Raw genomic sequence first — 13318 nt, 5'->3', positions numbered from 1 at the left:
ACATGGTCAGCAGGCGGACGGTGCTCGGCGCGCTCGGCGCGACCGGGCTGGCCGTGACGGGGGTCGCCGCGACGCTCAACGGGCACGCGCCGGGCAGCGACGCGCTGCGGCACGTGCTGGGCGTGGCGGGTCCGGTGCCCGCCGGAAAGCGGCCCGTGGTGCGGGTGGACCGGGTGTACTCCCAGTACCGCCGCCGCGAGGTCGACCTGGTGACGATCCTGCCGCCCGGCGTGCCCACCTCCACCCTGCCGATGTCGATCCTCCTGCACGGCCTGCACGGCAACGCCCGCTTCGCGGCCGTCGGCGGCCTGCCGGACGCCCTGGTCACCGCGGTCGGCCGGCGGTCCGTGCCGCCGTTCGGCTTCGTCGCGGTCGACGGCGGCGACAACTACTGGCACGAGAACGCGCCCGGCGACGACCCGATGGCGATGCTGCTCGAAGAGGTGCCCCGCTGGCTCGCCGAGCGCTCCTGCGGGCCGGTCTTCGCGTGCACCGGGGTGTCCATGGGCGGCTTCGGGGCGCTGGTCCACGCCCGCCGGCGCGCGGAACGCCGTGAACCGCTCAAGGCGGTGGCCGCGATCTCCCCCGGCCTGCTGCTGACCTGGCCGGAGATGGCCAAGCGCCGCGCGTTCGCGAACCAGGAGCAGTGGGCCGCCCTGGACCCGCTCAAGCACGTGGACAAGCTGGGCCCGGCCCCGGTCGGCGTGTGGATCGGCGACCACGACCGGTTCATCGAGGGCACCCGCAAGTTCATCGCCGCCGCGAAGCCCGCCGTGGCCTCGGTGACCCCCGGCGGCCACGACGACGTGTTCTACCGCAAGATCGTGCCGGACGTGATCCGCTTCCTGGGCAAACGCGTCGAGACCCCGTGACGGCCGGCGCGGCGTGAGCGGGGTCAGCGCGGCGTGAGCGGGGTCAGCGTGGGGTGAGGGGCGTGCGGTCGCTGCGGACCCACTTCAGGACCGCGGTCCACGGGCCGTAGTCGGCCGCCACGTTCAGGTGCGCGCCGCCGACGATGACGTCGACGTCCAGCCGGAGCGCCTCGGCCAGTTCCTTGCCCCGCACCACCGTGCAGTACGGGTCGCCCTCGCCGAGGACCAGGCGGGTGCTCGCACCCGCCCGGCGCACGGTCGTCGGGTCCAGCGGGACGTCGAGGAACTCGCTGATCAGCGGTTCGCCGGCGAACTCCGGGCTGACCGGGGCGACCAGGAGGACCCGGTCGACCCGCAGCGCCTCGTCGAACTCCCCGGCCGCGTGGTGCAGCCACAGCAGGCACGCCAGCGAGTGCGCGACCACCACCCGCTCGCCCGAGCTGGGCGCGGCGGCGAGGTGTTCGCGCAGCTCGGCCAGCCACACGTGCAGCCGCGGCGCGTCCGGGAGGGTGAACTGCGGCAGGTCGACCTGCCCACCGTGGTGGGCGAGCTCGCCTGCCAGCCAGTTCTGCCAGTGCGTCGGTCCGGAACCGCCCAGACCGTGCAGGATCAGCGTGTGGGGAAGGCTCACGCCGACTTCTCGCGCCGCTCCCGCCGGGACGGCTGCCGCGCGACGATGGTCGGGTTCACGTTCTCCTTGACCGTCTGCTCGGTGATGACGACCTTGGCGACGTCCGTGCGGCTGGGGATGTCGTACATCACCGGCAGCAGGACCTCCTCCATGATCGCCCGCAGGCCGCGCGCGCCGGTGCCCCGCAGGATCGCCTGGTCGGCCACGGCCTCCATCGCGGTCTTGGTGAACTCCAGCTCCACCCCGTCCATCTCGAACAGCTTCTGGTACTGCTTGACCAGCGCGTTCTTCGGCTCGGTGAGGATGCGGACCAGCGATTCCTTGTCGAGGCTGGTGACGCTGGCCACCATCGGCAGCCGCCCGATGAACTCGGGGATCAGGCCGAACTTGATCAGGTCCTCGGGCATCGAGTCGGCGTAGTAGTCCGCGGCGTCGACCTCGGCCTTGGTGCGGACCTCGGCGCCGAAGCCCAGACCGCGCTTGCCCACCCGGTCCTGGATGATCTTCTCCAGGCCCGCGAACGCACCCGCCACGATGAACAGCACGTTCGTCGTGTCGATCTGGATGAACTCCTGGTGGGGGTGCTTGCGCCCGCCCTGCGGCGGCACGGACGCGGTGGTGCCCTCCAGGATCTTCAGCAGGGCCTGCTGCACGCCCTCGCCGGAGACATCGCGGGTGATCGACGGATTTTCACTCTTTCGAGCGATCTTGTCGACCTCGTCGATGTAGATGATGCCGGTCTCGGCGCGCTTGACGTCGTAGTCCGCCGCCTGGATCAGCTTGAGCAGGATGTTCTCCACATCCTCGCCCACGTAGCCCGCCTCGGTCAGCGCCGTGGCGTCCGCGATGGCGAACGGCACGTTCAGCATCTTCGCCAAGGTCTGGGCCAGGTAGGTCTTGCCGCACCCGGTGGGGCCGAGCATGAGGATGTTCGACTTGGCGAGTTCCACGCCGTCGTCGCGCCCCTCGCGCCCGCGGTCGCCCGCCTGGATGCGCTTGTAGTGGTTGTAGACCGCCACCGAGAGCGTGCGCTTGGCCTCGTTCTGGCCGATCACGTACTGGTCGAGGAATTCGTGGATCTCGGCGGGCTTGGGCAGCTCGTCGAGCTTGACGTCCCCCGCCTCCGCGAGCTCTTCCTCGATGATCTCGTTGCAGAGGTCGATGCACTCATCGCAGATGTAGACACCGGGGCCGGCGATGAGTTTTTTCACCTGCTTCTGGCTCTTCCCGCAGAAAGAGCACTTCAGCAGGTCGCCGCCGTCACCGATACGCGCCATGACCGCTGACCTCTGTCCCCTCCGGCGCACGTCCTGGTGAGGTGCGCCTGACTGCTTTGTCGGCATCCGCCCGCCGGCTGCGGGGTCCGCCCGTTCCCCTCGACGGTACCTGGCCTACCCACTTGTGTGGGAGGACCAGCGTGCCCCCGACACCCCGAACCGGGCAGGAACCCTGGTCGGCTCGGCGTGTCGGGCGTCACGTGGCACTTACTTGGCCGACAGCTTCCGGTACGGCAGGACGCTGTCCACGATGCCGTACTCCCGGGCCTCTTCGGCGGTCAGGATCTTGTCGCGCTCGATGTCCAGGCGCACCTGCTCGGGCGTCCGGCTGGTGTGCCGCGCGAGCGTGCTCTCCAGCAGGCGCCGAACGCGCTGGATCTCGTTCGACTGGATCTCCAGGTCGGAGACCTGGCCGTACACGCCCTCGGTCGCGGGCTGGTGGATCAGGATCCGCGAGTTGGGCAGCGCGTGCCGCTTGCCGGGCGTACCCGCCGCCAGCAGCACCGCGGCGGCCGAGGCCGCCTGGCCCAGGCAGTAGGTCTGGATGTCCGGCCGGACGAACTGCATGGTGTCGTAGATGGCCATCAGCGAGGTGAACGAGCCACCCGGCGAGTTGATGTACATCAGGATGTCGCGGTCGGGGTCCTCCGACTCCAGCACGAGCAGCTGGGCCATCACGTCGTTGGCCGACGCGTCGTCCACCTGCACGCCGAGGAAGATGATGCGCTCCTCGAACAGCTTGTTGTACGGGTTGGACTCCTTGATGCCGTAGCTCGTGCGCTCGACGAACGAGGGGAGCACGTACCGGGACTGCGGCGCGTGGAACTGGCTCACTGGTTCTCTCCTGGTCCTCTGCTGCCCGGTCAGTTGGTCGTCGCCTGGCTGGCCCGACTGATCACCTTGTCCACGAAGCCGTACTCCAGGGCCTCCTGGGCGGTGAACCAGCGGTCGCGGTCGGAGTCGGCGATGACGCGCTCCACCGTCTGACCGGTGTGCTGCGCGATCAGCTCGGCCATCTCCTGCTTGGTCCGGGTGAGCATGTCCGCCTGGATGGCGATGTCGGCCGCGGTGCCGCCGACGCCGGCCGAGGGCTGGTGCATGAGGATGCGGGCGTGCGGCAGGGCGTGCCGCTTGCCGGGCGTGCCCGCGGAGAGCAGGAACTGGCCCATCGACGCGGCCAGACCCATCGCGTAGGTGGCCACGTCGGGCTCGATGAGCTGCATCGTGTCGAAGATCGCCATGCCCGCGGTCACCGAGCCGCCGGGCGAGTTGATGTAGAGCGTGATGTCCTTCTCGGGGTCCTCGGCCGCGAGGAGGAGCAACTGCGCGGTGATCTGGTTGGCGATGCCCTCTTCGACCTGCGACCCCAGCACGATGATCCGCTCGCGGAGCAGGCGCTCGTAGACCGAGTCGTTGAGGTTCATCCCCGTGGCCGACCGCATCTCGGGCGTCGGGAAGTGCTGCGTCACGTCTGCCTGCCTAACTTTGCCGAAAAGAGTCTCGTAGCAACGACCTTAACGAAGACGGGCGGCGTCGCCTTCCCGACACCGCCCGCGTTCGCTCAGGGCTTCAACTCCGGATGAGGTCCGAGCGGCTACGCCGTCGGCTCGGCCGCGGATTCCTCAGTGGACTTCGTCTCGCCGAACAGCTCGTCCAGGTCGAGCGCGTTGCCGGCCTCGTCGGTCACGGCGGCCTGGCGGACCACCGAGGCCAGCGCCTTGCCGCGGCGCACGTCGGCGAAGATCGCGCCGAGCTGGCCGGACTGCTGCGCCCGCTTGACGTACTCGTCCGGGCTGATGCCGAACCGCTGCGCCTGGTAGATGATCCGCTCGGTGAGCTCACCGTCGGTGACCGAGAGCTGCTCGGCGTCGGCGATGGCGTCGAGCACGAGCTGGGTCTTGACCGCCTGCTCGGCGGCGGTGCGCACCTCGGTGTCGAACTCCTCCTGGGTCTGGCCCTGCTCGACCAGCCACTCGGCGAAGCGGTTCTCGTCGTGGTCGAAGGCGTGCACGGCGTCGTGCGCACGGGCCTCCACCTCGCCCTGCACGACGGCCTCGGGCAGCGGCACCTCGACGGCGGCCAGCAGCGCCTCCAGGACCTTGTCCCGGGCCTGCACGCCCTGCTGCATCTTCTTCACCCGGCCCAGGCGGACCCGCAGGTCGTCCTTGAGCTCGTCCAGGGTGTCGAACTCGCTCGCGAGCTGCGCGAAGTCGTCGTCGAGCTCGGGGAGCTGACGCTCCTTGACCGAGCTCAGCACCACGGTGACCTCGGCGTCGCGGCCCGCGTGCTCGCCGGCGACCAGGTTGGTGGTGAAGTTCTTCGACTCGCCCTCGGAGGCGCCGATCAGGGCCTCGTCGATGCCCTCCACGAGCTGGCCGGAGCCGATCTCGTAGGACAGGCCGGCGGTCTTGGCCTCCTCGACCTCCGCGCCGTCGACCGTGGCGGACAGGTCGACGACCACGAAGTCGCCCTCCTGGGCGGGGCGCTGGACGCCGGTCAGCGTGCCGAAGCGGGCGCGCAGCTCGTCGAGCTGGGTCGCCACGTCCTCGTCGGTGACCTCCTGCTCGTCCACGCTCACGGCCAGCTCGCCGAACGCGGGCACGGTGATCTCCGGGCGGACGTCGACCTCGGCGGTGAACGCCAGCGACTCGCCGTCCTCGATCTTCGTGACCTCGAAGTCCGGCCGGCCCAGCGTGCGGATCTCGCCGGAGTTGACGGCCTCCAGGTACTTGGCCGGGATGGCCTCCTGGACCACCTCGTCCAGGACCGGGGCGCGCCCGATGCGGCTCTCCAGCACGCGGGCGGGGGCCTTGCCGGGGCGGAAGCCGGGGATGCGGACCTGCTTGGCCAGCTTGCGGTACGCGCGGTCGAAGTCCGACTTGAGCTCGTCGAACGGCACCTCGACGTTGATCCGGACCCGCGTCGGGCTCAGGTGCTCGACGGTGCTCTTCAACGTGGTCTCCTCGTAACGGGCAGGACGTGCGGAACATCCCGGAAACGCTCTGGTCGGGCGCCGGGATTCCGCATGAGTCTAGGCGGTGGGGGGTGACGGGGGTCCGGCACCCCGGGAACTCGCGCGCACTACCGCGCGGGCGCCTGAGCGGGAGATCGTCTCCGACCGGCTTCGGGATCGCGTTCGGACCGCTTCGGGATCGCCACCGCGAGGGGCTCGCGGGCTTGTCGGCGGGCTGGTCCGAAGACCTTGTGGCGGACTTGCGGCGGGCAGGTCGCGGGCTTGTCGGCGGGGGCGCTTCGCGCTCGTCCACGGGCCGTGCGGGTGAATTGGACGGCCGTTTCCGGAGGAGTCCGCAGGCGTTCGCCGTTCGGCGCAGCCGCCATTTCCGCGGATTGTTTTTCGATTTCACCGCAAAGAGTGAGCCCGAGGGATCAGCGGCGGCCGGCGGGCGTCCCCTGACGCGCCCCGGGCGGCGTCGGGCGCGGGTCGCGTCGGAGCCGATCTTGACCCGCGCCGACCTGCGAGCACAGTCCGCAACAGTGCGGATTCGCCGTCGCGGAGGCCATGCCAGGTGACGGGGCCGCGGGTTCGGCGGTTCGGCGGCCGGCACTGCTCCCGGCGGACCAGGGAACGACTTCGGTATTGAGCCGTTCGAGTGACGGCGTCGTTTGCTGACGGAGCGAGACGCACCATCACCGACCGCAGTCGCGGGACCGCCGTGTAACACGGATGCCGCAGCGGCGACTAACCGTCGGCAACCACCACCGAGGGGAGGTTCGGCACAAGGGGTGAATTGCGGCCGTTTGGAGTAGTGGTCGACGGAAAACTTTCACTTGTCGAGATGACTCCACTCGCCGTAGTCCATTAGTGTGGGTTTCAGGTAGCGTGACGCCCGGACCCGCATCGCTGGACCACGAAACAATTCACGTTGCCGGGCGTTCTGGGGGGCCAGCAGCGGACGTCACCGGCAACCGGGACCAGAGGAACGAGCGAAACAATGTCATCGAGCTCTTTAACCACCTACCAGACAAGGTGCCGATGACCCGATGAGAGCCATTCCGCCGCTGCCGAACAGTAACCCAGGACCCTCCCCGGAGGCCGGCTCCTACCAGCACCGCGCCGAACTCCGACGGGCCCAGGCCGGAACACGAGACCATCGGGTACCGCTCCTCACGGTGGAGCGGCGATGTTGACCAGCAGGACGCAGCGTCCGGCCATCCGGCGCAGCTAGGTCGACCGCCGCCACGCAACGAACCCACGGCGCCGTCCTACACCGGCCGCTCGTGGATCACTTTCACGCACCGTTGGGGAGCTCCATGGAGACACGTCAGCTTTTGGCGTTCACAACTGTGGTTCAAACGGGCAGTTTCACCAAGGCAGCCGCCACGCTGAATTGCTCGCAACCCACCATAACCACGCGGATCAAGGCACTCGAGGAGACCCTCGGCGTGCCGTTGTTCCGCCGCCTCCCGCGCGGGATCCAGATGACCTCCGCGGGAGTCGAACTACTGCCTTTCGCGCGCAACATCATCACGTTGACGGACAAGGCGCGGAAAGCCATAACGATGAACGGCGAGCCGCACGGCAAGCTGGTCATCGGCAGTGCCCAGAGCCTCACCGACTACCGGCTGCTACCACTGATCGAGTACATGTGCTGGCGCTACCCGAGCGTCCAGATCTCGCTGCACTCCCGCAACACCCAGACGAACCTGTCGTCGGTGCGCGAGGGGCGGCTGGACTGCGCGTTCTTCATCGGCTCCGTGGAGCCCCGCGAGGGGTTGGAGACGACCGTGCTGTGCCCGGAGCCGCTGGTCATGGTCGCCGGGCCGACGCACGCGCTGACGCGGCGCTCCGTGATCACCGAGGATGAGCTGCGCGGGAGCACCCTCATCCGGGCGGAGAACGGGGCGAGCTACTACGAGCAGTTCGAGCAGGCGCTCGGCCTCCAGGAAGCGGAGTCGAGGTCGCCGGTGCTGGCGCTGGACTCGATCGACGCCGCCAAGCGCGCGGTCGCCTCGGGCCTGGGGATCAGTTTGGTGCCCGAGGTGACGGTGGCCGCGGAGTTGGCCGACGGACGCCTGTGCCGCCTGCCCTGGGTCCCGCCGTTCCGGGTGTACACCCAGTTCGCGTGGCGACAGGACAACTCCACCAACCCGTCGGTGACGGCGCTGGTGTCGGCCGCGGCACAGGTGGTGAGCGAGCAGGTGGCAACACCGGCCTGACACCCGGGACCGCCGTTCTTGAGCGCCCGATGGCGCGGGTGTGCTCAAGAACGGCACGCACCAGGTCTCAGTCCACCCCCGGTGGTCCCCAGGACTTCCCCCTGGGCCCCACCCCCTGCCGCCTCGATCCTTCGGGCCCGTCACCCTCCCGACGTGCACACCACCGACAACGATGACAAGATCGTCTCCCGGGCAACCCCCAGAACGGCAGAAACCCCGCCCTCCCGAAGGAGGACAGGGCCTCTGACCTGGTCGGGGCGACAGGATTTGAACCTGCGACCCCCCGCTCCCAAAGCGGGTGCGCTACCAAACTGCGCCACGCCCCGGTCACCGACACCCTATCGCGACAGGCTAAGCTGTCCCCGCGCCCACCCCGTGGGCGCGATGCGGGTGTAGCTCAATGGTAGAGCCCCAGCCTTCCAAGCTGGTCATGCGGGTTCGATTCCCGTCACCCGCTCTCTGACTCCCTCGCAGGTAGACGCCTTGCAGTCCGTCCCAAGTGGACGATCCGATCACCCTTTTTGATCTTCCGTGCCATCCGCGTGCCAGTAGCCGCCTTGGCCGTGCCGTTCGCGGCCTTGACCATCGCCTCGATCCCGGCCGCGATCTTCCGCCCGCGCTCCTCCCGCGCGTGGAGGTAGACGAGCGCAGCACGGGTCGAGCTGTGCCCCATCCGATCCATGAGTTCACGGAGCGTCGCCCCCGTCTCGGCGGCCATCGTGTTCCCGGTGTGCCGGAGGTCGTGCAGGTGAACCTCAGGCATCCCGGCCGCGACCCGAGCGGCATTCCAGAGGTGCCAGAAGTTGCTCCGCTTCGGCCGACCACCCTTCGGCCCGACGAACACCCAGTCATCCGGATCGTCACCGACGAACAGGCTCAAATGAGCCTCGATCTCCTCCGTGAGGAACGGCGGCAACGTCACCGGCCGCTTGCCCTTGGCCTTGGGATCGTCATCGAACAACTCCCCCGAGTCAGGCTGGACCGTCTGCCGGTCGACCTTGACGACGTAGAACGTCACGCCCTCATCGGCCACCCGCGTGAAGTCCCGCCGCCGGAGCCCCACCATCTCGGCGAACCGCAGGCTTCCGAACGTGGCCAGCAGCACCACGAGCCGGTACCGATCCTGAATGGCGTCAGCCGCCGCGAAGACCTGCTCAAGGCTCGCCGTGGGCCGCTCCGGGCTCTCCTCCTTGCCGCCACCCTTGATGGTGCATGGGTTGTGCTTGAGCAGTCGTTCCTCCGGGGCCGACGCCGTGTTGAGCACGGCCCGCAGGAACCGGTACGCCTTTGCCACGGTGACCTCACCGACCCCGTCCGCCAGCAGCTCTTTCCGCCACTGCCGAACGCGCGCCGGGCTGAGGTCAGCCAGCATTACGTCACCGAGCTTCGGCCCCACGTGGTTGCGCAACAGCCCCTCGTACAACTCGACCGTGCGCACCGCCAGGTCCCGCTCTTTGATCCAGACTTCGGCGTAGAACCACAGCTTGATCTTCCCGGCGTCAGGGTTCGTCCAGTCGCCCCGGACGATGTCCGTCTCAATGGTGTTCAGCCACTGCTCCGCATCCTTCTCCCGCCCGAAGGTCTCGGGCGCAGGGTGGTACCTGCCGTCTGGGCCTTGGTAGCGAGCTTGGAACCGCCCGGACGGCAACCGTCGAACCGCACCGAACCGACGCCTTTTGTCGCTCATGACGCACTCCGGAAGTGGCGCAGAACGGCGCTAGGGTCGAACGCCTCAACCCGGCCGGCCTCGATGAACGCGTCAAGATCCGCCCGCTTGAACCGGATCAGTCGCCCAAGCCGGTGAAACGGCACCCGACGCTCCGCGATCAACCGGCGGACGAACCGCACGGTCGTGCTCATGTACTCAGCCGCCTCGGGCACGCTGAAGTGCTCTTTGTCGCTCATCGCGTTCCCCCTGGTCAAGCCGCTGCCGGCGAGGTTGCTGAAACATCTACGGGTGCCAGCCGCAGCCGGGCGAGCACGTCTTGCGCTTGGTCGTACTCAGCTCGCCACTTCAGGCGTTGGGCGATCATGTGCATGAGCAGTTCGGTCCGAGAGGGCACGTGCGGGTCGCCAGGGCGGACGGGTGCCCACTGGAGGCGAGCGCGCTCGACGTCGGGCTTGGAGATTCCCGCGGCTTCGAGTGCTTCGCGGACGAACGTGGCCCGGTCGCTCTTGTGCTCCGCGAGGGTCTTGCCGGACCAGCGACGGGAGACCAGGACCCGCCGGCCGGGCAAGCCGAGGGTGTCCCGGCGGTGGGCTTTGCCCTTGCAGTGGCCCGGTGTGGTCCGGGAGGTGGCTCCCTTGGGTTGGATGCCGTAGAGCAGCCAGACCGCGCACCGTTCCGAGCACGGCGTCACGGCGAGCTGCGCGGCCAACCGGTCGGCATGGTCGACCAGGCGGGCCGAAGCGTCGGTGTCGACCACCTCGGTGATGGACTTCGTCAGGTACTTGGTGAGGTAGCCGACGTGGCGTCCGGCTTCCTCGGTGCCGCCGAGGATGCCCTTGGAGTGCACTTGCGCCCCGAACTCGGCGACGTGCGCCGGCTGGTCGAGTTCGGCCACCGCGTCCGCCCACGTGGTCAACGCGGCCCCGGTGTCGGGGTCTGCGAAGCCCTTGGCGCGCATGTCCCACACCGGCAGCCGTCCGCCGCTGTACTTGATCTCGTCGTGTTCGGGCCACCACACCTGGAGGTAGGTCGCGGCGGTCACCCGGCGGATCACCTTGTGCGGGATCGAGCCGCGCACGGCGAAGTGCGCGTGCGGGGTGATCCGGCGTTGCGGCTCGACGGTGCCGAAGTACTGGACGTCGAAGCCGACCACGCGCCGGAGGTTCTGCCACCACCGGTCCACCAGACTGGCGAAGTGGACCGCGTCCCGGGCCGCGCGCCGGTAGTCGTAGGTGGCCGGGTCAACCGGCGCACCGTCCGTACGGACCTTGCCGTAGGTGTCCAGCGTGAGCGTGACGAACGTCGACGGCCGGTAACGCCCCGCGAACTCACGTCCCACGGTGCGCTTGTCAACCTTGCGGCGCGGCAGGTTGGGCGCGTCCTGCCGCCGCCGTGTGGACCGGGCCGGGGTCGTCCGGGCCGGGCGCTCCACCGCCGGGAGGTTCCCGCGCACACCTTCCCGCCGCAGGTCGCAGTCCGCCTCGCGGATGCCTTCCCGGTAGTCGTCGGCGTCTCCCAGCTTGCCCGTGGCCACGGCGTGGCGGTAGCCGGCGGTCAGGTCCGAGCGGTAGGTCACCAGCTCCACCTGATCGTCGGTCGGTGTGTGTCGTTCCGCGACAGGTTCGTGGTCGAGGTGCCATCCCTCGCGGCACTGGGCCATGCGGGAGCGCCGGTTGCGGTCCGCGCACGCTGGGCACTTTGTCGCCTGGGTCGCGTTGCAGCGAATGCCGACGATCCGGACCTCACCGGTGTCCAGGTCCACGACTTCACGCAGAACGGGCCGGGTGCAGACTCCGTGCTGTTCAGCCGCCGCCTTCACCACGTCCAGTGTCAGCGGCATCCGGGCACGTTCCGCCGAGGTCATCCCCGCCACGTCAAGCGGGACCGCCGGAACCACCGAAACCGCTGTGATGCCAACGGTTTCGTTCGTCGTGACCTTTGTGGACTCATTCATGCCGCAACACCCCCAGTGTTGTCGTCCGGGCCGGGACGGCTCGGGAACTCGTGCACCGTCGCGTCCTTCGTGGTCAGGAACAGACCCAGCTCGACCAGATCGGCGTCGGTGACGTGGAAGGCCCGTGCTCGCTCCGGTTCCCGCTGGCCGTCCTGCTTCACCCAGGCGACGCCGGGCGTGCTCTCTCCGATCTCATGCGCCGCTGCACCCCGTTGACGGACCCCATCGCCCAGGACCATGTCCACTTGGCCCGGTTCGTCCAGCCGCAGTGCCACGCGGGTGGTGAACAGGTGCCGGAAGGACACGACCTCCTTGCGCGGGTCCTGCACCAGGCCCACCACCACGTAGCCCGGTGCACGCCCCTGGGAGGTGATCGTCTGAATCGCCCGCGCCGCACGCTCCCGCAGCCCCTTGTCCGGCTGGTAGGCGATCAGGTCCGCGAGTTCGTCCACCACGAGCACGGTGAGCGGTTCGCCGCTGGACTGCGCCCACAGCCGCCGCACGCCCCTATACCTCGCCGCCCGCTCCTTCACCTCTGCGGCGACTTCTTCCAGGAGGGCCACGGCGTCCGGTCCGTTGTCGTAGACGACCCGGTCGAACGCGTCCGGGCACTGCCCCAGCTCCATCCCGCCCTTCGGGTCGATCCCGACCAGGCGCACGAGCCCGGCCCGGACCGCCGGCGCGAGCTGCCACACCAACGACCACAACACCGAGCCCTTACCCGCGCCGGGGACGCCGACCACGAGCACCTGAGAGCCGAGCAGCCGCAACCGCCACGGCCGACCTGTCTCCGTCCGTCCGACGACCACCCGCTTGAGATCCACGTCCGTGTCACGGGACAACGCCGGCACCGGAACCGGACGGGCCAGTGGGTCGGAGTGCACGAAATCCAGCTCCAGCAGCCGCGGCTTCAGCACCCGCACACGGCACGACCGAGCACCGAATGAGTGCGCCAACCCTTCACGGCGTAGCTCCCACGCATCTGGGGCCTGTGCGGGCACCATCCGAACCCGGACCCGATCCCGCCAGCCCTCGGAGCGCACCCGCCGCAACCGGGGCCGGTACTCGCGCCCACGGCTGTCCTTGGTCAACTCGGCGAGCCGCATCGTCGTTCGCCACTTGGGCACGTAGACCGTCGCCCGCCGCCACTCCGTCACCAGCCGCAGCCAGGTATGCCGCAGGAACGACTCCCGATCCAGCCCGGACCAGATCAGCAGGCCCGCCACCACCGCGAGCACGACCAGCACCAGTGGCCCAGGACCGAACCGCAACGAGCACCAGGCCGCCGACGACGGCACCAACACGGCCACCGGGTACCGGACCACAACGAGCACCAGGCGCACGACCGCCGCCAGGACCAGCCACACCAGAGCCAGCAGCGCCGCCAACCACTTCAACCGGCCCGGCACCAACATCCACCACGGCACACGAGGCCGAGCACCCTCGAACGGAGCCGGGTCCACCCACTTTCCGGCAGCCATCACCACACACCCCCGCCCTGCGGGATCACCACGGGTGCGTCGAACACCAGCGGCAGGAACCCCAGGCAGGAGCAGCACACCCGCTCACGCCGCGTGTACATGCCGAACCGATGGCACCGGACGCACCGGGTGCCGTTGGGGAGCTTCCACACCGTTGCGTGAACGCGCCGGCTTGACGACCGACCCCCACGCACAGATACCCTTGTCATGACTGGAATCCCTTGTGCCTCAACGAAGTGCAGAGACGCCAGTCGGT

General features: G+C 69.1%; 11 protein-coding genes and 2 tRNA genes. 3 read left to right on the top strand and 10 right to left on the bottom strand.

The annotated features are described in order from the left end of the window. The first annotated feature begins 2 nt into the window (after window positions 1-2). A complete protein-coding gene (locus BN6_RS06800; protein WP_015098821.1) occupies window positions 3-872 on the top strand; it encodes an alpha/beta hydrolase in 870 nt (289 codons plus the stop codon). A 43-nt stretch (window positions 873-915) separates the two neighbouring features. On the opposite strand, the gene BN6_RS06795 is transcribed toward BN6_RS06800, so the two are convergent. The 5 genes from BN6_RS06795 to tig form a co-directional block, all read right to left on the bottom strand. After that, a complete protein-coding gene (locus BN6_RS06795) occupies window positions 916-1503 on the bottom strand; it encodes an RBBP9/YdeN family alpha/beta hydrolase (protein WP_015098820.1) in 588 nt (195 codons plus the stop codon). Beyond that, complete coding sequence (gene clpX, locus BN6_RS06790; protein WP_015098819.1) at window positions 1500-2780, bottom strand: ATP-dependent Clp protease ATP-binding subunit ClpX; 1281 nt, start codon at window positions 2778-2780, stop codon at window positions 1500-1502. Before clpX ends, BN6_RS06795 begins: the two co-directional genes overlap by 4 nt. Window positions 2781-2987: 207 nt before the next feature. Then, on the bottom strand, window positions 2988-3614 hold the full coding sequence (locus BN6_RS06785) for an ATP-dependent Clp protease proteolytic subunit (protein WP_015098818.1): 627 nt from the start codon (window positions 3612-3614) through the stop codon (window positions 2988-2990). Window positions 3615-3643: 29 nt separating this feature from the next. After that, window positions 3644-4249, bottom strand: coding sequence for an ATP-dependent Clp protease proteolytic subunit (locus tag BN6_RS06780; protein ID WP_197540243.1), 606 nt, complete (start codon window positions 4247-4249; stop codon window positions 3644-3646). Between the two features lie 125 nt (window positions 4250-4374). Then, window positions 4375-5733, bottom strand: a complete 1359-nt coding sequence (tig, locus tag BN6_RS06775; protein WP_015098816.1) for a trigger factor — start codon at window positions 5731-5733, stop codon at window positions 4375-4377. A 1319-nt stretch (window positions 5734-7052) separates the two neighbouring features. On the opposite strand from tig, the gene BN6_RS06770 reads away from it, so the two are divergent. Continuing rightward, window positions 7053-7958: a LysR family transcriptional regulator gene (locus BN6_RS06770; protein ID WP_015098814.1), complete on the top strand. Its 906-nt coding sequence runs from the start codon at window positions 7053-7055 to the stop codon at window positions 7956-7958. A 249-nt stretch (window positions 7959-8207) separates the two neighbouring features. Here the strand turns inward: BN6_RS06770 and BN6_RS06765 are convergent. Next, window positions 8208-8284 (bottom strand) — tRNA-Pro (locus BN6_RS06765). 60 nt (window positions 8285-8344) lie between these two features. On the opposite strand from BN6_RS06765, the gene BN6_RS06760 reads away from it, so the two are divergent. After that, window positions 8345-8415: transfer RNA gene (locus BN6_RS06760), tRNA-Gly, on the top strand. Here the strand turns inward: BN6_RS06760 and BN6_RS42905 are convergent. From BN6_RS42905 to BN6_RS06745, 4 genes are all read right to left on the bottom strand, one after another. Beyond that, window positions 8407-9645, bottom strand: a complete 1239-nt coding sequence (locus BN6_RS42905) for a tyrosine-type recombinase/integrase (protein WP_015098813.1) — start codon at window positions 9643-9645, stop codon at window positions 8407-8409. The genes BN6_RS06760 and BN6_RS42905 overlap by 9 nt on opposite strands. Continuing rightward, window positions 9642-9863, bottom strand: a complete 222-nt coding sequence (locus BN6_RS06755) for a helix-turn-helix domain-containing protein (protein ID WP_015098812.1) — start codon at window positions 9861-9863, stop codon at window positions 9642-9644. Before BN6_RS06755 ends, BN6_RS42905 begins: the two co-directional genes overlap by 4 nt. Window positions 9864-9877: 14 nt before the next feature. After that, window positions 9878-11491, bottom strand: a complete 1614-nt coding sequence (locus BN6_RS06750; protein ID WP_041312171.1) for a replication initiator — start codon at window positions 11489-11491, stop codon at window positions 9878-9880. An 86-nt stretch (window positions 11492-11577) separates the two neighbouring features. After that, complete coding sequence (locus BN6_RS06745; RefSeq protein ID WP_231905103.1) at window positions 11578-12996, bottom strand: FtsK/SpoIIIE domain-containing protein; 1419 nt, start codon at window positions 12994-12996, stop codon at window positions 11578-11580. Window positions 12997-13318: the final 322 nt, after the last annotated feature.

Origin of the sequence: Saccharothrix espanaensis DSM 44229 (genome assembly GCF_000328705.1) — a bacterium.
GTDB lineage: Bacteria > Actinomycetota > Actinomycetes > Mycobacteriales > Pseudonocardiaceae > Actinosynnema > Actinosynnema espanaense.
The sequence above is the reverse complement of the archived record's forward strand: the minus strand, read 5'-3'. Positions and strand labels throughout refer to the sequence as shown.